This window comes from Streptomyces sp. NBC_01571, from assembly GCF_026339875.1.
GTDB lineage: Bacteria > Actinomycetota > Actinomycetes > Streptomycetales > Streptomycetaceae > Streptomyces.
Window position 1 is genome coordinate 4,714,911 of the sequence record NZ_JAPEPZ010000001.1, and the last position, 22,324, is coordinate 4,737,234.

Here is a 22,324-nt window from a genome sequence, read left to right on the forward strand (position 1 = left end):
CTTGATGAATCGCGTTGGTGTGACGGGCCGTTGACACCCGTCACGCGGGGAATTCCGGCGCGCCGCTGTAGGTCCCGTGCTTCCGGAAGTGACGGTCCGCGGCGTTCCGCGCGAGCCTGCACGGCTCGCAGCAGGGCTCTTTGCGGCGTCGATGCCGTTGCGCGCCCCGGTAAGTGCCACACCGGATCGGTGGCTTCGCCGGCAGCTGCTTGGCCATCTCCTGGCACCACTCGGCCGCGGTACGGGCCCGTTGCAATGCCTCGCACAGGGGTGTGTCATCGGTCGGGAACCAGGCCCGGAGGGTCCGATGGTCCATCCCGGCTCGGCGTGCGATCACCGAGCGGTCCATGCCGCGTTGGAGCATGATGTCCGCCGCATAGGCGGCCTCGGGCGGCGTGAGCTCCCCGGCCTGGTGCTCGCCGTTGACCGCGAGCTCCACGGCGATCAGGTCGAGGCAGACGAGTCCCTCGGCGGTCGCCATGAACACCGTGGGCGCGGTCAGGGCGGTGACAGAGATCCACTCGCGCTGGCTAGGCACCAGGACGGCGCGCTCACGGTCAGTGTGGAGGGCGCTCACGCTTTCACCGCCGTCACGGTCTGGACCCAGGCGAGGGCGGTGTCGTCGAGCTGCTCGCGGGCCCGGGTCACGGCGACGTATGCGAGGCGGGCCTCTTCGCGGGGCAGGATCACCAGGCCGGTCTTCTGGTCGGCCTTCGGCGCCCGGAAGTCGGCGTGGATGCGGACGGCCGGCCACTCGCGGCCTTTGGCCTTGTGCGCGGTCGAGACGACGAGCTCGGCCTGCTGCTCGGAGACCAGGCCGTCCGCGGCCGCGACGATCCGGCCGGGCCCGTGCTCATCGATGAGCTTGACGAGCACTTCGAGGGAGCCGTCCTCTTCGGCTGCGTACTGCCGGACGTCGTCCCAGGACGCGAAGCCCATCAGCTCCGGGTGGTCGGTCGGCTTGCCGCCCTGGAGGGCCTCGGCCGCCCAGGCGAGCTGCTTGATCGCAGAGCCTCCACCGACCAGCGCGACCTTCCGCCCGGCCCCCAGGCCCTCCATGACGATCCCCATCGCGCCCGCGTTGGTGCGGCAGAGGATCGCGTCCGGGGTGTCGAGCGGGCCCACCGCGGACTCGGCGGCGTCCCAGCCGGTGAGCCGGAGGGGCGCGTCGATCAGCCGCAGCCACACGTTCGCGCGGGCGGCGATGGCCGGCCCGAACCGGAAACTCTGCGACAGCGTGAGCTCGGGGCAGCCGAGCTCACGGACAAAACCCTCGAGCGCGTCGTTGGCGCCGCGCCAGCTGTAGATCTGCTGCGCGGAGTCGCCGACCGCGATGCGCTGCGCGTGCTCCTGGGCGAGCAGGACCGCGCTCAGCACGTCGTTGGTGTCCTGGGCTTCGTCGAGCAGGACCACGTCCGTGGGGATCGTAGGCTTCGAGAGGGCCCACATCTTCAGGTAGTGGTCGTGGTTCAGGTTCAGCACGGAGTCATCGCGCTGGAGATCCTCCCAGGCGGCTCGTGCCACCGGCAGGACCAGCTTTACGACCTCGCCGCGGGCCTTCCGCAGCCCGTCGTACTGCGGGATGTGCTTCTGGACCAGGTCCTCGTCGGCGCTGTGGCAGTAGCGCTCGATCGTGTCGAGGGCCATCCGCATGATGATCTTCGAGGTCATCGCCTTGAGACCACCGAGGTCTGTGAGGATGCTCGGCGTCGAGCCGATGATGCCGAGGATCGCGCGGACGTCGAGGGCCTGCGCGGCCTGGTGCGCGGTCTGGCGCGGACGCTGGAGCCGGGCGCCGTACTTCGGGTCGAAGGCGAGGCCGTGGCCCGTCTTCGCCGTGACGTTCGATGGGAACGACCTGCGGGCGTCCGCCGCGATGGTCTTGTTGTACGCCACATAGGTCATGCGCCTACGCGCGTCAGCCTGGGCAATCATGCGCAGCGTCGCGGACTTGCCGCAGCCCGCGCCGGCCTGGAGGACCTGGTCCAGCCCGTCGCCGTACGAGTCGATCGCGTCGCGCTGTTCTGGGGTTGGGGTCACCACTGTGGTGCACCTCCTTTCTGGGGGCCGGGACCGCCCCGCACGGGGTCGGGGCGGTCCCGCTCAGTGGCGAATCAGACGGACTGCGCGGCGGCGACGTACAGGGCGTCACCAGCGGCCCGGGCGGCGTCGTCCTCCAGGCCCTGGACCATCGCGGCGAACTCGTCAGCCGGGTTCTCTCGGTCGCCCCACGTCGTGAGCGTGTCGAGGAGGGTCTGCGCCTCGCCCTTGGTCAGCTCGTTCGCGGACGAGAGCGGACGGCCGACGATCAGCGCGGTCGCCCGGAGACGCTGCTCGCGCAGGTCCTTGTGGCCGAGCCCGACCTTGGTGAAGCAGGCGTGCATCATCCGCATCTGCGGGGGGCTGACGGGCTCCGGCGCCCGGTCCTGGTCGGTGGCAGTCGGCCGGACGAACTTCGATGCGACGGCCCGCAATTGCTCGGCCGTACCCCAGATCGCGTCCGTGCCGTACTCGGCTTTGAAGCGCGCGCTGGCCATGTCGAAGTCCAGACCAGCGGCCTTGGCCGCGTTGTACATCTCCTCGCGGGCCCTGGCCGTGTCGGCGGCGATCTCGGCATCCGACGTCGGTCCCGGCGGAGTGGTGGCGCCCGTCGTGACGGGCTTGACGGCCTGCCCGTACTCCTTGATGACGTCCCCGAGCTTCGCGGGCTCCCCGGTCTTCGGGTGCAACAGGTCGGCCATGAGGAGACGCCGGTTCTTGGCCTGGCCGTACAGCTCCAGCGCCCGGTCATACGTCAGACCGTCGGCGACCAGCTCGTCCACGATGACCTGGACGGGGTCGACGCCCTGGCCGAGCTGCTCCAGGATCGCCTCGGCGAATGCCTCGCCGGGGTGGTGGACAGAGGCGCCGTCGAGGGCCGTGTACCGGGTCTTGGTGACGGTGCCGGTGCCCGCGATCATGTCGACCAGGACGTCGACTTCGTACTCGGCACCCTCACGCTGGACCGTCTTCACCCCGACCTTGGTGACCTTCTTCCCCTCCATCTCGTAGTCGTTCTTCGTCCGCATGGTCACGATGACGTGTCCGGGGAAGGTCAGCAGGGCGTCGAGCATCTCCTGCTCCAGCTCGTTCACCGGGCCCCAGGCAGTGAACTTCCCACCGCTCCCAGCCTTCTTGGCCTCCTCGTCGACGCGTGCGAGGAGCCCGCCCCTCCCTGCCCAGAAGTGCGACCACGAGTCGATGATCAGGACCGCGAGCCGGGCCTCCTCGGCGGCCTTCACCGCGGCGATCAGGTTCTCCGGGGAGCAGAACGCCATCGGCAGGTGAGCGAACTCGTGAGCCTCGATGTCCGGGCGGCCTGGGACCGGGGCGTACTTGAGAGCTGAGCCCCGCTCGGTGTCGACGACCCCGATGGCGCCGCCAGCCGCGAGGGCTTCGGCCATGCGGAGGGCCGTCTTGGTCTTGCCGGAGCCGCCGGGCCCCTGGATGCCGATGCGGGCCTTGGCGGTCTCGCGGGTCGCCGGGGCGAAGGTGAAGGTCGTCATGGGGTGCTCCGGGGGTCGCGCTGGGCGGGCGTGGTGAAACTGCGGGGGTTGCTGGCGAACTCGCGGACGAGGGCGAGGGTCCGCATCGCGATGCCGTACTTCTGCCGCTTGCGCCGGAACTCGGCGTTCGTGTCGGTGTCGGCCCGGCGGTACTGGCCGTCGAGGTCCTTCTCCACCGCGTCCGCCAGCTCCTGGCCGTACTCGCGGCGGAGGTCGGCGAGCAGCTGCACGACCTCGGCACGCGGGCGGGGCCGGCCGTCGGTGAGCGCGTCGTAGACCTTGCCGTACGCGTTCACTGGACCTCGACCTCCCGGCCAGCAGGGGTCTCGGGCGGCCGAAGCATGCCTGCGGACTCCAGGGCCTCGGCTGCCTGCGTGGCCAGGTCGTATGGGGGCCCGGCCAGCCACGCGGCCTCGATCGTCTTCTTCGCCTGTGCGGCGACGCTGGAGAGGCTCATCGGCGGCCGCCCAGCGGCTTCCGTCCGCCAGACAGTCCCGTCTGGCCGATGTTCGCGGTGCGGCCCGCGGCCTGTCCGGCCCCGTAGCCGCTTCCCCGGTAGGTCGTGCGGCGCCTCCTGAGCTTCCCGAACTCAGCGAAGACGCGCTGTTCGACCAGGGCGCTGCGGTCCGCCAGGACGAGTTCCGTACTGCGACCCGCGGGCTGGCTTTGCGGAGCACTCGCCGCGACGGCCCGGGCCTCTGCTTCCTTGATCCTTCGTACGACCTCTTGGCGGAAGCCGAGGATCCACGAGCGGCGGTAGCTACGGGCGTTGTCGCCCCACGGCACCTCGACTCGGTTCAGTTGCTGTGCCATCTGGAGGAGCAGCGAGGTGTACAGCAACTCGGCACGCTCCAGGTCCGACTGGAAGCCGAACATGTGCACTCGGTGCAGCGAGCCCTTGTCGCGGAGCACGGCTTGTCCCCGGAGTGCATCGACGATCCCGGAGACCAGGCTCTGCTTCTCCCGCGCCCACGGGTTGCTCATGGTGATGATGCGGTCGGTGAGCGCGTCGGAGTCGGATACCGAGTCGGCGAGGAGGGCACGTTCGATGCCGTACTTCGCCATGAGCTCGGTGGCCTTTGCCGTGAACGCCTCAGCTTCTGCCGTCGTGGACGCAGGGTCCTCGGCCTTGGCCAGGAGAGCGCGCACCTTCGCGAGCAATGATTCGGTGGGTTGCGTCATGCCTGCTCACCGCCCGTCACGGTCGTCATGACGGGCGTGACCAGCTGTGACGGGGAGTCCGTGACGGGCGTCAGACCACCCGCCTGACGGGTCAGGTCCGACAGCCTGGACAGCTCGGGCCGGCCGTCCTGCGACAGCAGAGGCATGCCGTCCTCGGCCCGCGCGCCCTCGAAAAACCAGGTGCCGCCGTTCACGTCCTGCTGCGGCAGGGCCAGGTCGTACACGAGCCCTTCCAGCTCGTACGGCGCCTTCGCGATCCGCATCGCGTGCGCCCGGGCCTCCGGCAGGTCGTACGCGACCACCGACACTCGGACCCCGTCACGATGACCGTCGCCACCGACCACGTACGGGAGGGGACGCTCCTTGTCGTGCGTGATCCCGAAGTACGTGCGCCACTCGCCCCATTGACGCTGGTCGACGATGTGTAGCGACACCAGGAGGCGGTCGCCGTCCACCTGGACGCCCTGGAAGGCGGGGTGCGCGCCGACGTGGAGCCGGATGGTGTCCGCGGCCCGCCGGGCGCGCTCGCATGCCTCGTCCCAGGCGCGGGCCTGCTGCTCGAGGTCGGTCTCCTGCGCCTGGCGCCTCGGCAGCTCGGGGCGCTCAGGCTGCTCGGCGTCCGCCGGGTACTCGGGCTGGCCCTGCGGCGCGCGTTCCCAGCCGCCGTCCGCCGCGCGGTGGAGGACGGTGCCGGCCGGGCGCTCCGGGTCGACCAGGAGCCGGACGTCGTCGAGGGCCTGGGCGACGGTGGCGGCCGGATCGCTGCTGCTCATGGCCATGGCCTCGCGGACGATCCTGATGGCCTCGGGGAGGTTCTTGTTCATGCCGCCGCCCCATCGGTGCTCAGCACGCGCCCCATGCTCCGCAGCGCGCGCCACTGGAGCGTCTTGACCGCTCCGACGTTGAGGTCCATGACCGCGGCGGTCTCCGGGATCGTGCAGTCCTCCAGGAAGCGGAGCCGCACGCACTCCTGCTGGCGCTCCGTCAGCCCCTCCATGCCGGCCTTGACCGTTGCGGTCGCCTCGACGGCCTCCAGCTCACGAAACGCGCTGGACTCCGCTGAGTCGAGGAGCTCGTCAGCCTCGAAGTCGACGAACGAGCTCAGGGGGACTTCCAGCCTGGTGCGGCTCGACTTGCAGTGGTCCGTGTGCAGGTTCCGAGCGATGGTCACCAGCCAGCCAGCGAATCCGCCGGTGCGCGGCCGCTCGTCGAACGTCTCGATCCGGCGCAGGGCGCGGACGAACGTCTCCTGCGTCAGGTCCTCCGCGAGCTCGCGATTCCGGATGCGGAAGTAGAGGAAGCGATACACGACGCGCTGGTACTCGTTGTAGAGGGTGGCGAAGGCGTCGCGGTCGCCGGTCCGGGCCCGGGCGAGGAGCTCGGGTTCCGCTCCTCTCGGCGGGGCGATCATGGCGTTAGCCTGTGTAGACACAGCCGGTCTCCTGTGAAGTAGGGGTTTTCGGGTTGTGGGGGTCGTTCCGGGTCGCATCCGGGGCGGCCCCGCGGTGTGTCAGCCGGTCTTCTCGAACGGCTCGACGGCCGTCCGCTCGGCCTCCCTGCGGAGGTCCTCGGCGGTGAAGGTGATCCGGCCGCCGTCGTTGTGGTGCCAGACCTCGCGTCGGTAGCAGCGCTGCTTGAGTACTCGCACGCTGCGGTACGGCAGCAGTTGCTTCTCGACAACTTCCTCCGGCGTGCGCCGGCGGACGTCGTCTTCGAGCTGGTCTGTGGCCTCGCGCTTCGCGGCACTGGCGGCGATGAGGCGCTTGAGCTTGGAGTGGTGCCTGCGCGTGGCCTTCTTCCCGGTCACGGCTTCTCCTTGAGTTTGAGCAGGTCAGGGCTGATATCGAGCACCGTGGCGACCCGTTGGATTCGCTCGTCCGCCGTGGTGCGGATCAGGCCACGCTCCACGCGGGACAGCCAGCCCCGAGAGAGGCCGGTCTGCTTCTCCACCTGGCGAATGCTCAGATTCCGAGCAGGTCGCCAAGCCCTCATTGCTTGTCCGTGGGGTCTCACGTTTACGATCTAAGCGCACTCTGCCTACCGTTGCAAGCACTCTCGCGCACTACTTGCTTGGAATCCAAGCAATCGCGTGAGGAAACGGGGCTCTCAAGGGGCGCGTGATGCAACCACGTGCGGACAATGCGCTCAATGTGCGCAGGTCAATGCGCCGGAAGTGCTCTTTCTGCATGCAACCATGTGCGGCATCATGGGTGTCATGGACCAGGACTTCGCACGGCTCGGCGAGCAGCTCAAAGCAGCTCGCGAACAGCGACGGCCGCGGATCTCGCAGGCGTACGTGGCCGCCGAGCTTGGAGTCGGCCGCAGCACCATCTACAAGATGGAGAGCGGCGACGGCGCCAGGGTCACATCAACGACCCTGCTCGCATACGCGCGCCTGCTCGGATGGACCGACGACTCCGTCAGCCGCGTTCTCGCCGGCGGGGACCCAGTCATCGCCACCTCCGAAACGGAAGCAGCAGCCCAACACGCCATCCCGGGCGTGCAGCTCTCCCCCGCCGTCGAGTACGAACTGCGGTCCGGCAAGGTCCTCGACAGCCAGGTCTTCAACCTCGGACCAGATGACGACGACGGGCAGATCATCGTCGTCTTGCAGGGCAAGAAGGACGCCACCCCGGAGGAAGCGGAACGCGTCGCGGCCCGGTACCGCCGTGCCCGCCGGCACCTCCAGGGCCTCGCTTCTGACCTCGATGGGGTTGCAGAGTCGTAAACGAGTTTTCCCAGATCACTGGCGCAACAACTGTACGTATGGTTGCATGCACAGACCGTCACCGAGAGGGGGGCACCACTCGGCGGATCGGGGATGCACCATGGACTTGAGCATTGAAGTGGAGCGGCACCAAGGCGCCTGGTTTGCGCCCTACATGAAGGACCACATCAGTGAAGCGGAAGGCCGCGCAACGGTCGTCTTCCACTTCCACTGGGATGACATCACAGACGAAGGCGCGGCAGCTTTTGCCGACGTCTTCACACAGCAGGCTCTGCGGTGGAAGCCGCGGACACCAGAGGCGCCTCGCGGCGAGCGCATCCCTATCTGGATGGAGCTCCGCACGGACATGGAGCCCGGGTGCGCGATCGTCGTCGACGACCGGCCGGAGTACATCCGGTACATCGTGCGCACGGGCCTGATCGAGCAGCGGGCTGCCGACGCGATCACCCGCTCTCAGTCCGAGCGATCACCGGACTGGGTACGCCTGCCCGCGCGCTACGTCGCGCACCTCCAGAGCGTCTGACCCCAGCCGGTACACCAGGCAGGGGTAAGCCATGGCTCACGCGGAGAAGGTCTACAAAGTCCGCAACGGCGCGAAGACGAAGCAGTTCACCTGGCGTGCGCGCTACCAGCGGCCAGACGGGAGCACCGGCAGCGAGCCCGGGTTCCCGACGAAGGTCCTGGCCGAGGAGTGGGGAGCGAAGCAAGAGGCGCAGATCAAAGAGGGGACGTGGATCGACCCCGACAAGTACCGTTCCCCCTTCGGCCAGTTCGCGCGGAAGTACATGGCGGAGAGGCCGAAGCGCGGCCGGACCGTGTCGACGCGGTGGGACCTGCTGGACACCTACATCCTGCCGAAGTGGGACCACGCCCCGCTGATCTCGCTCAACTGGTTCGACGTCGATTCCTGGCAGATGCTGCTCCCCTGCGACGACGTCACCAAGGGCCACTGCGTCTCGCTGATGTCGACGATCCTCACGGGGGCCGTGGACGCCAGGTGGCTGCCGATCAACCCCGTGAAGGGTCGGCAGCGGACGAAGGCCGTCGTGCACACTCCCGCGGCGCCGGCCGACGAGGACGAGGAGAAGGTGTTCACCGCGGAGGCGGTGCTCCGCGTCGCTGAGCGGCTCGGGCCCGCGAAGGGCCTGCACGTGATCACGACCGCGTGGACCGGGATCAACTGGGGCGAGGGGCTGGGCATCCAGCGCGAGCACTTCCGGGTGCGTCGGCAGCAGTGGGGCAAGTCCCACTGGGAGTGCTTCGTCCTGCGCATCGCCCAGGAGGTCGCCGAGTACGAGGAGCGTGACGAGCACGGGAAGAAGAAGGGGACCGTGCTCAAGCTGGAGCCGACGAAGAACGAGTGGCGGACCCGCGACCTGGACCTGCCCCCGTTCCTCGCCCGGCTGTGGCACTACCACCTGGCGGACTGGCCGTACGACTGGATGCTGTGCACGCCGAGCGGGAAGTGGTGGCGCCGCAACAACTGGGGCGCGAAGCAGCTGCGGCCCGCGGCGGACGGACGACCCGAGCGCAAGAAGCGGCAGGGCTGCTCGTACCGTGCGGAGTGGGAGCCGATCGCGCCGGGCATGACGATGCGCGGACTGCGACATACCCACGACTCGTGGCAGGACCAGATCGGCGTCCGGGCCGCGCTCTCCTTCGAGCAGGCCGGCCACAAGCGCCCGGGGATCAAGCGGGTCTACCAGCACCCGACGCCGGCGATGCGGCAGGCACGGCTCGACGGGCTGGAGGAGATCTTCTGGGAAGCGATGGGGAACCTCGGGTGGTCCTCGCTGTGGGGTCGGGTCAGCCTGGTGAAGCCTCCGGCGGCCCCTGCCGAAGATGATCTCCTAAATGCCCCCCAAACGATCTCCATGGAGGACTACCGGCGGGCGCGGGCTGGATATAAGAGCAGTTCAGAGGCCATGTGAGGTGATCCACGGGAGGTTAGGTACGCCAGTCTCCTAAAGCGGGTGTCGCAGGTTCGAATCCTGCCGGGGGCACCAGTTCAGAAGGGGACCACCTCCCAAAATTGGGAGGTGGTCCCCTTCTGACATCCAGATCTGACATCAACGCCGACGTCACCGACGACCGGGGCGCTTTCTGAGCAGCCGGTCCATGTGGCTCATGGCTTCGCGCTGAGTGTCCTGCACGACGTGCGTGTACACGTCCATGGTGATGCTGACCTGCGAGTGCCCAAGGATCTCCATCACGACGCGGGGCGCGACTCCGGCCGCCGTGAGCAGGGTGGCGGTGCCGTGCCGAGCGTCATGCAGCCGGATCACGCGAAGGCCGGCGGACTCGGCGACTCGGGTGAAGGAGCGGTAGACGTTCCGCGGCTCGACCTGGCGCCCGGTGCGGGTCGTGAAAACGTACCCCGACTCGTGCCACCGCAGGCCCGTCAGCGCGACCGGGGTACCCATCGCCAGGTCCTCGGAGACGCCCGGCGCCGGAACGGTGAGCTTGAGGATCTCCACCTCGTCCGGCGTGGAGAACATGACCTCCACCGTCATCAGCGTGACGCCGTCCTTGTCGAGGGCGATCTCACCGGTACGGCGGTCCTTGATCTTCGGCTGCGGAGCCTTGGCGACCATCACGGTCGCGTTCGTGGTGTCGACGGGAATCTGACGCACAGCGATTCACTCCTCTATAGAGGCTGGACTCCGTCACTCATGTATATGAGTGACATGAAGAAGAGTGCATGACTCCTATATATGAGTCAACCCGTCGCGAAGGAGAACTCGCGACGGGCTGAGGGGAGTTGAGGGCGCGTCAGTCGACGGCGGGGATCCGGTACTCGAAAACGAACTGGTCAGCGGCCATGAGCGTGTCGCAGACCTCGACCACACGACCCTCGGTCGTACGAGCCTCACGGATCAGGTGGATGACCGGGGCGCCGGGGCTGAGAGCCAGCTCCGAGGACTCCGCCTTGGATGCCGGCCGCCCTTGCAGGGTCTCGACGAACTCCTCGAACTCGTGCCCGTGGTCTTCGAGTCGGGCGTAGATGCCGCCACCGCCGGGGTTCTCGGCGAACAGTTCGGGGATGTCCTTCACGACGTCCCAGGGGAGGTACGACGTCGCCGTCTCGACGGGCGTCCCGTTGCGGAAGTAGAGGCGTCGCCGGGCGAGCACCTGAGTGCCGGCGGGGACGCCCAGTCGCTCCGCGGCATCCTCCGGGGCCTCCATCGGGCCGATGTAGAGGACGCTCACCTTGGCCGTGGCGCCGGACTGCGCTGACTCGGCGAGATAGGCAGCTTTGCCACCCTGCCGGAGGGAGCGCCGGAAGCGGTCGGAGGACCGATGGCGCACGGGCGGCCGATCCTTCACGATCGATCCCTTGCCGTGCCGTGTCTCGACCAGCCCGCTCGCACGCACCTCGACCATGGCCTTGCGGATCGTGCCGCCTGATACGCCGTAGCGGTCGACCAGCTCGGACTCGCTGGGCACCATGTCGCCGGGCTTGATGACACCGGCCCGGATCTGCTGCACGATCTCGTCGGCGATCTGTACGTAACGAGGTACGGACCGCTCACCTCCTACTGCTGTTCCCATAGTCCTTCTCTTCCTCCTATGCTCCTGCACATGAGTAACAGTGCCCAGGAAGGCGAGTCAACGCCGCTCCACTCCGTGTCCGTAGCCGGAGTGGTCATCGGCGAGGACGGCCGACTGCTAGCGATCCGCCGCGCGGACAACGGCACTTGGGAACTTCCCGGCGGCGTACTCGAACTCGACGAGACTCCCGAGGCCGGCGTCGCCCGCGAGGTCCTGGAAGAGACGGGCATCCACGTTGAGGTGGACCATCTCACCGGGGTCTACAAGAACACCACCAGGGGCATCGTCGCCCTGGTCTTCCGTTGCAAGCCGTCTGGCGGCACCGAGCGCACGTCCAGCGAATCGACAGCGGTCGACTGGCTCACGCCCGAAGAGGTCAGCGAGCGCATGGCCGAGGTCTTCGCGATCCGACTCCTGGACGCCTTGGACGGCAACGGGCCTCACGTGCGGAGCCATGACGGCAAGAGCCTGATCGCAGCGCGGTAGAACTTTCCCTACTTCATCAAGCCCCGGCTGCGCTCCGCTCCGCCGGGCGCGCTTCCCGGCTCCGCTGCGGGCGCCGCTCCTGCCTCCGGCCCGCTCCGCCCGCGCTGCGCCGACGCGCGCCCACGTGTGGGTAGGGCCTATGGCCATGAGTCGATCACCGCATAGAGCGGCCCGCGGTCAAGGCGATGCCTCCGGCGGGGGATCGGCCGGCACCGGGATGGAGGGGGCGCCGCCGCCGACTGCGGGCCCCTAGGGGCGTGCGCGGGGAGCTCCCATCCCGTCCACCGCCGACCCAGGCAGAGCCGAGCAGACGCGGCCGATGGCGTCCAGGTCGTTCGTACAGTGGCGCGCTCCACCTGGACGCCATGGACCACGCCCGCTCCACGGTGTGTGGGTCGACGGCGGACGGGATGGGAGCTGGGGTGAGTGGTGGGCGGAGGAAGGGGTTCGGCTGCGTCCTGCGCACTAAAAAGCCTGATTAGGCGTGGCATCCTCGCCGGACCCGAGCCCGGGCAGTTCACCCAGCCCAGCCCATGACCCGGCAAGCGACGTAGCAGCGTCGTAGCCCCGCACCAGCCTCACGACCCAAAGACCACTTGGAGAACGACGCCGATGAGCCCCAGTCCGGGAAGCGCGGCGACTGCAAGGCAGAACCAGGAGGCCGCCTTCGCGAACCGCGTTCCGTGCTCCCGCAGGACCGCGAAAGCTATCAATGCGACGCCGACCACGACAGCGGAGTAGAAGAGCGCGGCCATGGCTCACCTCCCCAGTCCGCGAGACTCTACCCCGGCAATACCTGCGCGTCGGCACCCGCCGAACACCCGAGACAGCGTGCCCCTGGCGTACCCGTTCCAGAGGCAAGCCACGGGGAACGCCGGTCAGCGCTCATCGAACAAACAGGTCACCGTTATGCCAGCTCAAGCCGCACCCGCATACGCGATCTTCCAAACTAGTGCTGCGGATCGGCGAGGCGGCCCTTGTCAAGACCGCAAGCGGTGGCTGACACCAGCCGCTGACACCAACAAGCACGAACAGCGGCGGTCGACGCCGGACCCGGGTGGACGATCGGCCGAGGCGTCCGGGCGGTTGACCGATGTTGACAGTCCCCCGTGATCGACCTGATAAAGATGAGGCCACATGGTCAAACTCTTTGGCCAGGGCGCGTTCGGTTACCACCACCAGTCGCCACCATCCGTGAGTGAGCGGTGCAAGTAGTCTTCCAACTCCCTTGCAGCCCACAGCCGACTGTCGGTCTCGTGGTCCCAGACGAAGATGTCCGGACGCTCGGGCGTCAGCACGAAGGCGAACTGGTCACCACCGCCGTTGTCGCCGAAGAACAGCAGCGGATCAAAGGGCATGTACAGCCCTGGGAACGTATCAGGAGCCCAGACAGCTGGTTCTGTTCCACGATCCGATCCAGAGACCAGACGACGTCCTTCGCGTAGGCGCCGACTACCCCATCAGTCTCCAGTAGCAGAGCTGCCAACTGGGTCGGCAAGCCTCGGCCGAGCCGCTGCTCCGTCGCAGCGAGAGCGGTCCTGTCCACAGGCGGTCGAAATGTCACGCCGGGTAGAGCCCCGGCAGCGGCTTCTTTCCACACAAGCGCAGCCTATTCGGCAGGACGAGCCATCCCGAGCGCAGGCACCGTACAGCAACGAAGCACAGCAACCCTCGCACTCGTGATTGATCGCCTCCAGCCCTAATCGACCGGCTGACGTGCCCGGCAAACCTCAGCGACCGTCCTGCCCATAGTTCGCATCGAGAAGGTCACCAGCGCAGGTCCCCGTGCCACTCTCGTGCCAGAACGGGCGGGGACTCAGAGGGAATCAGGGGGCGCAGGGGGACGCGCCGCCGAATCTGCCCAAGGCAGTGAACCCGCAGGTCAGGCTTGTGACCACCTCACCTCGCTCCTAAGGCGGTGGTCCAAGTCAAGGGATGCCCCAGTTCAGCCTGTTGAGGGGTGAGGCGTAGCCCAGCCTCAAGTGCTCGACCCTTCGGAAGTCGTATCACGCCTCCCAGGTACGTTGAGCCGTCAGCCGAGGGGGAACGCTCGCGAGGGAGCGCCCCGCAACGCGTGGCTGCGGGGCGCCGATCCACTTTCACAACGGGCCCTAGTGGGGTTTAGTCGACCGTCTGCCCGTCGTTCATACCGCCTCTGCAGGTCGGGAGCATGGGCGTCGACCGATCGATCGTTCCGCCGCCGTCCGTGCACTCACCCGGGGTGACGCTGGCCGGGGTGACGCTGGCCGGGGTGACGCTGGCGGCGGTGGCGGTGGCGGTGGCCGCGCCTGTGAGGCCGAGTCCGGCGAGGGCTGCCGTGGCGAAGACTGCGGCGAGGATTCGTCGAATGCGCATTTGGTTCGCCTTTCACAGATTGCCTCGGTTGGGACACTACTCAGCCAATTGTTCATCCATGTGGGTGGCACGTCATGTTGGGCCGTTCGGTTGACATTGCTGTCGGGTGCGGGGTCGGTGACGCGACCCGTCAGAGCGGATGGAAGCCCGTGCCACATCCGTGCCAGAAAGAGCGGATCCCAGCGGTCAAGAGCAGTCAAGCGCGACGCCTCGCGATTAATCACCAGAGGCCGTTTGCGCTGGTCAGCGTCAACCCCCTCCGTGACGGCCCGGTGATTCCCAAGCTCAGGGCTCTTCGTTGCCGCGGCGGACAGATCCCGGGTACTGCTCCCCCTCGTCGCCGATCAGCTTCGCGGACAGTTCGGCTGCGAGGTCAGCCAAGCCGACCAGGTCCACACCAGGTGCGTGGGCCCCGGACAGAATCACTCGTCCCTCGCACCAATGGAGCCCGACCGCGACGCTGTCCAGGATGCCCCATATGAACACCGGTTGCCGGCCTACGCTGTGCAGGTCGAGGTGGCCTTCTTGCCGAAGTGCCGCGCTGTTGTGTGCAAACTCAAGCCAGTCGCGCAGCGAGATGGGGCGTTCCTCGCTGTCCAACCAGTCCGAGGCGCGCGTCATGTGCAGTTCGTATCCCATACCCGGGATCATTCACCGCAGGTCTGACACGTCTCCTGCCCTGTCGACGAGGCCTCTGACATCCACGCCCGACATCAACGGCACCGGACGGCGGCGTAAATCAGCATCCCTGTCCGGACGTCGTGCCAGTCACCGATAGCAGCGGGAGCCGGATCGGATCGAACTCCTAAAGCGGGTGTCGCAGGTTCGAATCCTGCCGGGGGCACCAGCTCTGACCTGCATCGGAGCATCAAAAAGGCCCCTCGGAGCTGGTCTCCGAGGGGCCTTTTGACCTTCCATGGGAACGAATGGGAACGCGCGGTCAGGCAGCGTCCTCCGTGAGAACGTCGGGCGTCTCCTCCAGTCCCTGGGCGACGTCCCGCCGCGGCGGCGACTTGCGCGGAACCAGAGCAAGCGGGGTCTCGGCTTGACCACGCCCAGGCCGACGCCGAAGCGACCGGCCCGGCCGCCGCCGACCAGCCCGCCCCGGAGCCGCAGCCCAGTTCGCTCGCGCTCCGCTGCCAGAAGAGCACCCTGACAGCGGCACACCCTATGGAATCGGCACCATCTACTCGGGGTCCTGACTCCCCGAGCTTGAGCCGCACCACACGCGCACCAGATCGAGCGGGGAACAGCGGGGAGCCACGGTGAAAGCCGCCGAGCCGACGAGGCCGGCCACCAACCGTTGATTCAGGTCAGCGCCCTACCAGGCCTCAAAGGGACGCAGCTTCCCAAGCTGATGCGCCCGGATCGTCCCGGTCGTTCGGCGGAGTCGGAGCCGTATGGCGTCAGGCGGTAGCACCTCTGTCCCATTCGACCCATGGCCAGCCTGTGTGAACGCGGCTCCCGGCATGTCCCAAGGACGCGCCGGGGGCCGCTCAGCGACGGTCGGCCGTCAGCCGAAGAGGTTGTACTGCTGCCAGCCGGTGCCGATCGTCACAGGCGTGCCGAAGATGTCGGACGTGGCCTTGCCCGTGCCCGGGTACAGATAGAGCGTGCCGGCCGGGGTGCGGGCGACGAGGTCGGCCCTGCCGTCCCCGGTGATGTCGCCGACGGCGTCGAACGCGTTGAACTGGCCCCACGTACGGACCTGGATCCGGGCGCCGAACGCCCCCGAACCGGACTTGCCGGTGCCCGGGTAGAGGTAGACGTAGGAGTTGCTGCTGCTGCGGGCGATCAGGTCGGCCTTGCCGTCGCCGGTGAAGTCGCCGTGGCCGAGCAGCACGTTGTACTGGTTCCAGCCGCTACTGACCGCGACCGGCGAGCCGAAGGTGCCGTTGCCAAGGCCCGGGTAGATGTAGAGGATTCCGCTCGCCGTCACCGAGAGCAGGTCGGGCAGGGCGTCACCGGTGACATCGCCGGGTGCGACGATCTTCGTACGGGTGGACCAGTTGCCGAAGACCAGGGTGGTGGTCCAGCTGTCGCTTGCCGGGATGTAGTGCCGCCAGTAGACGGCGCCGGTGGAGGCGCGGCGGATGACCTGGTCCTGGTAGCCGTCCCGGTTGAGGTCGGTCTGCAGGACGACGTTCTTGTCGGTGTAGGAGCCCCAGGAGATCCGCGTGGCGAAGGACGTGCCCTTGGAGTCGTACTCGAAGCCTGTGTTGTCGGACGCGCGGCGCACGAACGGGTCGGCCATGGCGTCGCCGCTCAGGTTGGTGTCGTCGAGGCGCGGGTAGGCCGCGCCGACGTACGTACTCACCTTCGTGAACACGCTGTACGAGCCGGAGGCCACGCAGTCCTCGACACCCCAGGAGACCACGCCGACGATCTTGCCGCCGACGATCAGCGGGCCACCCGAGTCACCGTTGCAGGCGGCGACGGTGCCGCTGTCCGAGCCGGTGGCCGGGGTGCCTGCGCAGACCATGTGGCCGGCGACGAAGTTGGTGGTGTAGGTGCTGGAGCAGGTGGCGTCCCCGACCATGGGCAGGGTCGCGGTGCGCAGCGTCTGCGCGATGTCGCCGCTGGTGGAGCTGGTGCGGCCCCAGCCGTACAGGGTGGCGTTGGTGCCCGCCGTATAGGAGGAGGTGTCGTTCGACGTGGTGATGTTGATGGGCTTGGCGCTGACCGGGTTCGGCAGCGTCAGGACCGCGATGTCGTTGTCGATCGTGGTCGTGTTGAACGACGGGTGGTTCCACTGCCGCCATACGCCGGAGACGGTGCCTCCGTGCAGGTCGACCGAACCGTCGCTGTTGTCGGTCGGCAGCTGGTCGGTGCCAGTGACGATGGTGCCGTTGGCGTTCCAGTCGTAACCCCTGACGCAGTGCGCGGCGGTGAGGATCTTCGTCGGCGACACGACCGAGCCGCCGCAGAAGAAGCCGGTGTCGTCCGAGGTGTCGCTGGTGCCCTTGTCGTCGTAGTACCAGAGCTGCGCCATCCACGGAGCCTTGGCGATCGTGGTGTCCGTGCCACCGATGATCTTCGGGTCGACGGGGGACGTCGCGGAGGCGGAGGACGTGGCGGTCGGCGTCGCGGTGGTCGCGGACGGTTTGGACCGCGTCTGCGAGGCCTGGTCGGTCTGCAGCGCGCCCTTCACACGGGCCGTCAGCTGGGCCTGTGAGGGGACTCCCGCCCTCGCCGGCGTGGGAGCGGCAGCGGGGGATGCGTGGGCGGACGCCAAGGTAAGGGCGCCGACGAGGGCGGCGGCAAGCGCCACGGCGGCGGGAACAACTCTCCGCGCCCGTCGCCTGCGTCTTACGCCCCCGTTGGCCCTGTAGGCAGAGAACACTCAGATCTCCCGTCGGTGAAAGGGGTTTCTCGCACGCGGACAGGGAGAAAGCCGCCGGCCGACGGCAGCTCGCGGATACCACCAAATGGTTCGGGACCAACACGTTCCCGAAAGTCTGTTCCCCGCCCCGCGGCCGCCCGATCGTACGACCGATCAGGAGTTAACCCCGAGACCAGCCAGGAAACGAACGCGGAACAACCGCACATGAATTCGCAAAGTCGCCGAAGTCTGCGTCGCCGTGGACCACCCTGACCGTTCCCCTCCGGCAGGGGTGGCGACAGCGCCGTCGGCGCCCGGTGGATCCCGGTACGGCTGTGCGTGCGCTGGAAGCAAGGCCACGAACTCCGCATGAACGGCTAACTTCGGCCACTCACCACGACCTTGTGGCCACGGTTGGCGCCGGCGACGGACGTGCCAGATCCGTGCCAGGTCGTGCGGGGAACAGCAGGGAGCGTCGGGGACTGAGGCAACCGCCAGCGACACCGCCCCTCCGCAGGTCAGCACGGCAATCGGCGCTAGACCACCTCAGCTTCCCAAGCTCAGGGCACTCGTTGCGTTCTGTCACCCTTGTCCCTGGCGAAGGGCTCTTGAGGCTCAACGTGAGGGTTTGAAGCTCACACAGACCGCCAAGATGGGAGGCATGGGCAGCTGGGGGGATCTAGCGGGACAAACAGCCAGTGCGCTTGTAGGGACGTTGGCCGGCGGAGGCATCGCGGTGTACGTGGCGCGGTGGCAAACCGCGAGGACTGTCGAATCACAAATCCAGCTCGCGGCATCTCAAGAAGCTGCCAACAGCGCGTTAGCACGTCAGCAAGGGATGCAGCAGCGCTCTGCGGAGGCTGCACAGCGGCTCTTGGACCACCTCGCAGAGCTTTACGCGTGGCTGCCATCGCTGCCGGACCTCGCACAGGACGAGCCGCGGTTGAGTTTGCGGGCTCGTGAGCGATGTGCAGTGGCCCTCGACTCGGTCCGACGGGGCATGCAGACCGATCTCCTCTCCATAGGAGACAACCGTGTCCGCGATCGGTACAGGGCACTTGTGCGGTTGTGCTTCGACGTCGGCTACCGAGGCATCGGCCAGATCCATCGCGAACGCCAGATTCGCGACGTGCGTGGGTACCTGCGCTATGTCCAGTTCACCCTTGAGGCCGTGGTCGACGGTAGTACTTTGCCGGATGACTGCGCGGCACCAGTGCTTGAGCGCAGTGACAGTACTCCCTGGCTGCCGCCGGTGCTGCCCTGGCACTGGCAGGACCCAGCCGACGGTAGTTGAACTACTCAGCTGACATCCACACCTGACATCAACGACAGCGAACTTCGGCAGACTTGAGCCACCAGGGACGACCGACGCTCTTGGCGCTGGCCGCAGCACGGACGGTTGCGGAGCGAACTCCTAAAGCGGGTGTCGCAGGTTCGAATCCTGCCGGGGGCACGATACAAAGGGCCAGCTCAGGAGAGGTTTCCTCCCGAGCTGGCCCTTCGGCGTTTCAGGCGCCGTGCCACACGCGTGCCACTACGTCCGCATCCCCAGCCTGGGCGACCCGCCCGCACGTGGGCAGGAAGCCGCGCAACGGGCCGCCCGCCAGAAAGGCGGGCAGCCGATGGCGCGGACCGACAGCATCGCGCGGAGGCATGGGCACGGTGCATGACCCGTCGAGTGAACGGATCCCCGACGGATGCCGGCTGGGAACCCCGGTACCGGAGTGGCTCACCCCTGGTGGGACGGGGCATTGACGAAACGTCGGAACGTCTCCAGGGCCAGCCGGTCCGTCGTGACGCTCCTGCCGGACAGACGATGGACGACGACCCAGCCCTGCGGTGCGGCCCCCGCGAAGACCGAGGCGCCACCCGTCGCGCCGTTGTGCCACAGCAGATGTCCCGCTTTCTGCCAGGCCGGTGCGGGCTCGCCGAGCCTGCGGTCGACGAGCAGGCCGGTGACGAGGCGGGCGGTGGCCTCGGGCGTGGCCCACAGGCCGCCGGCGGGCAGGATCGCACCGGTCATGGTCCAGGGCCGCTCCGGTCGTCCGAAGAGCCCCCGGTGGGACAGCCGTCTGCCGGGCGGCGGGTCGGCTGCGACGTCGGTGACGTCCAGGGGGTCGAGGACATGCCGGTGCAGGAGTTCCTCGTACGGGGTGCCGGTGGCCGCGACCAACACAGCGCCCAGCAGGGCGTATCCGGGTCTTCGAAGTTAGGCGGGGTTGAGGTGTCCGCGGGCTCGGCGGGTGGTGACGCAGCGTGTGCGTAGGCGCTGGCTGTCGGCATTGCGGAAGCCGAATGCGTTGCGGGCGACGAGCTTGATGACGCGGTTGATGCCTTCGCTCTTGGCGTTGCTGTGGCCGGTGTCGATGAACCCGGCGATCTCGGGCCACCAGCGGTCGACGGTGGTGGCGAGGGTGCAGGCTTCGGGGATGTCTGAGTCCGCGCACCAGGTGAGGAACTTCCATCGGGCGTGGCCTACTTCTTCGCGGTCGGCGCCGGTTCGGGCCAGGGCGAGGAGGGTGCGCAGGCTCTCCTTGGCGATCCAGGCGGTCAGCAGCGTCTGCCCGATCGGCCCCTCGTCCAGCAGCGCGTTCCACATCGTGGCGAACTGCTGGTCGGTGAGGTCCTCACGGTTGCGCAGCAGCCGTCGACGGGCCTTCCATTCCGGGTCGGTGGCGCGTCCACGCCGGCCCCGGATCTCGGCGGTGGTGCGACGCCGTACAGCAGAGAGCATCTTGTTCGCGAGCTGGACGATGTGGAAGTGGTCAACGACCACGATGGCATCGGGCAGGCCGGTGCGGATCGCGGCCCGGTAGGTGGCTGACATGTCGATGGCGACGTAGCGGATGTTCTTTCTCCACTCCAAAGGGGTGGTGGACAGCCAGGCCAGGACGTCGGCGGCGGCACGGCCCTCGACCTGCCCGAGCAGGCCACCGGCCCCGAGCGCGTCGACGAACCCGGTGTGCCACCTCTCGCGCACCAGGTGCCACTTGCCGGTGTCCGCATCCTGTTCCCAGCGCGGCCGTCCGCGCCGGGTCTCGTCGACGCCCAGCACCTCCACTTCCGGCAGCGGCGCCTCGGTGACCTCGCGGGCGGCCGCGCGGAAGGCGTCCATCACCGTCGGCCAGGACACGTGCAGGTCACGGGCGGCCTGGACCACGGTGGAAGCAGCATCCCGCACCCGCAGGGCGGCAGCCCGGCGCAGCCGGCCGGTGATCCGGGCCCCGGCCGGTATCTGCCGAACCTGCTCGGTGAACGACTTCCGCTCGCATCCGGACTCCCGGCAATACCAACGCCGCTTGCACCACACGAACTCCAATCCCCGTTCTCCGTAAGGAAGATCACGTGGACGGGTGTACACGAGGCCCTTCACATGTGACGCGAACACGCCGCAGGAGGGACAGGCCCGGGCGGCTTCGTCCGCTGTGGTCAGATGCACCCGCCGGGTGCCGTCCATCAGCCGCTCAACGCTCTCGACGGCAAGGCCGTCCAAGTCGAGCAGCACCGCCGTATCGTTGTCCAAGCCCGTGGTTTCTGGTGATCAAACTGCCGGAGAACAGTCATGATCGCCGATGACCACGGACGCCCTGCACCCACGAGCCGACCACCCCCACGCTTACCCTCCGTGAGAACCCCGGAGGACGAAGGCTCACCCACCCCGCCTAACTTCGAAGACCCGCGTATCCGAGGTTCGAGTATTCCTCGGTGGTGCCCGCGGGAGCTGTGACCAGTGTGTCCAGGCGCCGTACGACCGTGTCCAGGGCCCGGGCGTCGAAGGCCGCGTAGGGGTCGCGGCCGCTGATCCCAGGGGGCAGCCGTGGCAGGCCCGAGGTGTGCTCGGCGAGGTGGCTCAGGGTGATGCCGGTGCTCCCGGGCGCGGGCAGGAACGACTCCAGCGGGTCGTCGAGGCTCAGGACACCGCGGCCGGCCAGGGCGGTCAGGACGGTTGCGGTGAGCGTCTTGGTCAGGGACCCGATCTGCACGAACAGGTCCAGGCTGTGGCCGTTGCGTACCCGTGGCGGCTCGAAGCTGCTGAGTACGCAGGTGGGGACTCGGATCATGTTGGTCCTCGGTCGTGCGTCCGGGGCAGCGCGCATGCGACCGTGCCTCCAGGCATGCGGTGCCGGTGGGTGGCCACCCGGCGATGGACGAGCCGAGCGGCCTGCGTGATGACGGGCGCGCGCAGGAGCAGTCCCGTGGCCCGGTAGCGGGAACGGGGTGACGACGCGAGGTAGGAGCCGAGTGCCCGCGCTCCGGAATCAGCCACGCGGGCCCCGCGGAGGACGAGGACTTCTCGGTCGAGGCGCGTTCCCGGTGCGGCCGGGTGATGTGGTCGGCCAGGGCATGCCACGGCGTGGCCCGCATCCGTGGCCTGGCGTGGCGTTGCGGACGGCTGATGGCCGCCTGGCAGAAACCGCGGTCACCGTCGAAGGCGAGCGTGGGCGCGTCGGGGCCGATGGCTGCCGAGAGGTCTGTGCGCACGGGCTTGTCCTCCTGTGCGGGGTTCGTGGGCAGGGCCGGGCAGGCACGGGCGGCCCCCGAAGGGCCAATCAGGCTCACGCGAGCCAGAGTTCAAGCACGGCCTCCCGCTCACGTGACCGGAGGACCTTGGTCGGCCGGGTCTGTTCCCACCACTTGGTCATGACGGCGGGCGTGCCGGTGCCCTGGGTGAAGTCGTCGAGCAACCGGCGTGAGAGGGCGACCTCGCGCGGGGAGTAGGCGACGGAGGCGCTGGAGTAGACCGGCGTCCGGTAGGTGCCGTCGGACGCGATGACGGAGACGGTCATCTCGGTCGGGCTGCTCGGCACCCAGGCGTCCAGAGCTGCCGCGATGAAGCTCGCGGCGTGGGTCGCCCAGCGTTGCGGAGCGGAGCGGGTCGGGACTTCGGTGATCTCCAGGCCGACGAGGTCGGACCATGTCCACTCCCGTGGGTGCGGACCGGTGACGCGAGGCCCCGCTGTCGTGAGCACCATGTTGGGGGCCGGTGCCGTCGCCGGGGCTCCCATGTACACACCATCCGCCGAGACCCAGAACAGTCCCACCGTGGCGCCGTCCTCGGCGGGGTGCAGGGGCGGGATTTCTTCCATGTCCTGTCGGTCTCCTTGGTCGACCCGGTGAAACTGAGAACTTGCCCGTCGCCCGCCGCCGTTGCGC

The 22,324-nt window shown here is 68.2% G+C and carries 26 protein-coding genes; 5 read left to right on the forward strand and 21 right to left on the reverse strand.

Annotated elements, in window-relative coordinates:
* Positions 1–40: 40 nt before the first annotated feature.
* The 10 genes from OHB41_RS21185 to OHB41_RS21230 all read right to left on the reverse strand — a co-directional run bounded on the left by OHB41_RS21185 (position 41) and on the right by OHB41_RS21230 (position 6,719).
* Positions 41–577 carry a hypothetical protein gene (locus OHB41_RS21185; protein WP_266699800.1) on the reverse strand — a complete coding sequence of 179 codons (537 nt, stop codon included), beginning with the start codon at positions 575–577 and terminating at the stop codon, positions 41–43.
* Positions 574–2,040 (reverse strand): UvrD-helicase domain-containing protein, encoded by a 1,467-nt coding sequence (locus tag OHB41_RS21190; RefSeq protein ID WP_266699801.1) that lies wholly within the window; start codon positions 2,038–2,040, stop codon positions 574–576. Before OHB41_RS21190 ends, OHB41_RS21185 begins: the two co-directional genes overlap by 4 nt.
* A 74-nt stretch (positions 2,041–2,114) precedes the next feature.
* On the reverse strand, positions 2,115–3,545 hold the full coding sequence (locus OHB41_RS21195) for an ATP-binding protein (protein WP_266699802.1): 1,431 nt from the start codon (positions 3,543–3,545) through the stop codon (positions 2,115–2,117).
* Entirely contained in the window at positions 3,542–3,841 is a 300-nt protein-coding gene (locus tag OHB41_RS21200; RefSeq protein ID WP_266699803.1) for a hypothetical protein, read from the reverse strand. The genes OHB41_RS21195 and OHB41_RS21200 overlap by 4 nt, the downstream gene beginning before the upstream one ends.
* Entirely contained in the window at positions 3,838–4,002 is a 165-nt protein-coding gene (locus OHB41_RS21205; protein WP_266699804.1) for a hypothetical protein, read from the reverse strand. The genes OHB41_RS21200 and OHB41_RS21205 overlap by 4 nt, the downstream gene beginning before the upstream one ends.
* Positions 3,999–4,727 (reverse strand): DUF2786 domain-containing protein, encoded by a 729-nt coding sequence (locus OHB41_RS21210; RefSeq protein ID WP_266699805.1) that lies wholly within the window; start codon positions 4,725–4,727, stop codon positions 3,999–4,001. Before OHB41_RS21210 ends, OHB41_RS21205 begins: the two co-directional genes overlap by 4 nt.
* The gene (locus OHB41_RS21215; protein WP_266699806.1) at positions 4,724–5,551 is read right to left on the reverse strand and encodes a BN159_2729 family protein; all 828 of its coding nucleotides are present in this window, start codon (positions 5,549–5,551) and stop codon (positions 4,724–4,726) included. Before OHB41_RS21215 ends, OHB41_RS21210 begins: the two co-directional genes overlap by 4 nt.
* Positions 5,548–6,159, reverse strand: a complete 612-nt coding sequence (locus OHB41_RS21220) for an RNA polymerase sigma factor (protein ID WP_266699807.1) — start codon at positions 6,157–6,159, stop codon at positions 5,548–5,550. Before OHB41_RS21220 ends, OHB41_RS21215 begins: the two co-directional genes overlap by 4 nt.
* A 78-nt stretch (positions 6,160–6,237) precedes the next feature.
* Positions 6,238–6,534 (reverse strand): hypothetical protein, encoded by a 297-nt coding sequence (locus OHB41_RS21225; protein ID WP_266699808.1) that lies wholly within the window; start codon positions 6,532–6,534, stop codon positions 6,238–6,240.
* Positions 6,531–6,719, reverse strand: coding sequence for a helix-turn-helix domain-containing protein (locus OHB41_RS21230; protein ID WP_266699809.1), 189 nt, complete (start codon positions 6,717–6,719; stop codon positions 6,531–6,533). The genes OHB41_RS21225 and OHB41_RS21230 overlap by 4 nt, the downstream gene beginning before the upstream one ends.
* Before the next feature lie 223 nt (positions 6,720–6,942).
* On the opposite strand from OHB41_RS21230, the gene OHB41_RS21235 reads away from it, so the two are divergent.
* From OHB41_RS21235 to OHB41_RS21245, 3 genes are all read left to right on the forward strand, one after another.
* Positions 6,943–7,455 (forward strand): helix-turn-helix domain-containing protein, encoded by a 513-nt coding sequence (locus OHB41_RS21235; RefSeq protein ID WP_266699810.1) that lies wholly within the window; start codon positions 6,943–6,945, stop codon positions 7,453–7,455.
* 100 nt (positions 7,456–7,555) lie between these two features.
* Positions 7,556–7,978 carry a hypothetical protein gene (locus OHB41_RS21240; protein ID WP_266699811.1) on the forward strand — a complete coding sequence of 141 codons (423 nt, stop codon included), beginning with the start codon at positions 7,556–7,558 and terminating at the stop codon, positions 7,976–7,978.
* Positions 7,979–8,009: 31 nt separating this feature from the next.
* Complete coding sequence (locus OHB41_RS21245) at positions 8,010–9,386, forward strand: site-specific integrase (protein WP_266699812.1); 1,377 nt, start codon at positions 8,010–8,012, stop codon at positions 9,384–9,386.
* A gap of 150 nt (positions 9,387–9,536) precedes the next feature.
* On the opposite strand, the gene OHB41_RS52660 is transcribed toward OHB41_RS21245, so the two are convergent.
* Together OHB41_RS52660 and OHB41_RS21260 are read right to left on the reverse strand one after the other, a co-directional pair.
* Complete coding sequence (locus OHB41_RS52660) at positions 9,537–10,088, reverse strand: SCO3933 family regulatory protein (protein WP_526024944.1); 552 nt, start codon at positions 10,086–10,088, stop codon at positions 9,537–9,539.
* Positions 10,089–10,227: 139 nt separating this feature from the next.
* The gene (locus OHB41_RS21260) at positions 10,228–11,007 is read right to left on the reverse strand and encodes a GntR family transcriptional regulator (RefSeq protein WP_028800904.1); all 780 of its coding nucleotides are present in this window, start codon (positions 11,005–11,007) and stop codon (positions 10,228–10,230) included.
* Between the two features lie 18 nt (positions 11,008–11,025).
* On the opposite strand from OHB41_RS21260, the gene OHB41_RS21265 reads away from it, so the two are divergent.
* Positions 11,026–11,493: an NUDIX hydrolase gene (locus OHB41_RS21265; RefSeq protein ID WP_266699813.1), complete on the forward strand. Its 468-nt coding sequence runs from the start codon at positions 11,026–11,028 to the stop codon at positions 11,491–11,493.
* Between the two features lie 578 nt (positions 11,494–12,071).
* On the opposite strand, the gene OHB41_RS21270 is transcribed toward OHB41_RS21265, so the two are convergent.
* From OHB41_RS21270 to OHB41_RS21290, 5 genes are all read right to left on the reverse strand, one after another.
* On the reverse strand, positions 12,072–12,248 hold the full coding sequence (locus OHB41_RS21270; RefSeq protein ID WP_168508452.1) for a hypothetical protein: 177 nt from the start codon (positions 12,246–12,248) through the stop codon (positions 12,072–12,074).
* A gap of 414 nt (positions 12,249–12,662) precedes the next feature.
* Complete coding sequence (locus OHB41_RS21275) at positions 12,663–12,851, reverse strand: SMI1/KNR4 family protein (RefSeq protein ID WP_266699814.1); 189 nt, start codon at positions 12,849–12,851, stop codon at positions 12,663–12,665.
* Between the two features lie 763 nt (positions 12,852–13,614).
* Complete coding sequence (locus tag OHB41_RS21280; RefSeq protein ID WP_266699815.1) at positions 13,615–13,848, reverse strand: hypothetical protein; 234 nt, start codon at positions 13,846–13,848, stop codon at positions 13,615–13,617.
* A 285-nt stretch (positions 13,849–14,133) separates the two neighbouring features.
* Positions 14,134–14,487, reverse strand: a complete 354-nt coding sequence (locus OHB41_RS21285) for a hypothetical protein (protein ID WP_266699816.1) — start codon at positions 14,485–14,487, stop codon at positions 14,134–14,136.
* Positions 14,488–15,361: 874 nt separating this feature from the next.
* On the reverse strand, positions 15,362–17,119 hold the full coding sequence (locus OHB41_RS21290; protein WP_266699817.1) for a trypsin-like serine protease: 1,758 nt from the start codon (positions 17,117–17,119) through the stop codon (positions 15,362–15,364).
* Positions 17,120–18,170: 1,051 nt separating this feature from the next.
* On the opposite strand from OHB41_RS21290, the gene OHB41_RS21295 reads away from it, so the two are divergent.
* Entirely contained in the window at positions 18,171–18,464 is a 294-nt protein-coding gene (locus tag OHB41_RS21295) for a hypothetical protein (protein WP_266699818.1), read from the forward strand.
* Between the two features lie 435 nt (positions 18,465–18,899).
* Here the strand turns inward: OHB41_RS21295 and OHB41_RS21300 are convergent, their stop codons facing one another.
* The 4 genes from OHB41_RS21300 to OHB41_RS21315 form a co-directional block, all read right to left on the reverse strand.
* Complete coding sequence (locus tag OHB41_RS21300; protein ID WP_323138454.1) at positions 18,900–19,358, reverse strand: serine hydrolase; 459 nt, start codon at positions 19,356–19,358, stop codon at positions 18,900–18,902.
* A gap of 21 nt (positions 19,359–19,379) precedes the next feature.
* Positions 19,380–20,693, reverse strand: a complete 1,314-nt coding sequence (locus OHB41_RS21305) for an ISL3 family transposase (RefSeq protein WP_266696430.1) — start codon at positions 20,691–20,693, stop codon at positions 19,380–19,382.
* A 139-nt stretch (positions 20,694–20,832) separates the two neighbouring features.
* Positions 20,833–21,231: a serine hydrolase domain-containing protein gene (locus tag OHB41_RS21310; RefSeq protein WP_323138388.1), complete on the reverse strand. Its 399-nt coding sequence runs from the start codon at positions 21,229–21,231 to the stop codon at positions 20,833–20,835.
* A gap of 495 nt (positions 21,232–21,726) precedes the next feature.
* Positions 21,727–22,257 (reverse strand): hypothetical protein, encoded by a 531-nt coding sequence (locus tag OHB41_RS21315; protein ID WP_266699819.1) that lies wholly within the window; start codon positions 22,255–22,257, stop codon positions 21,727–21,729.
* Between the last annotated feature and the right edge of the window lie 67 nt (positions 22,258–22,324).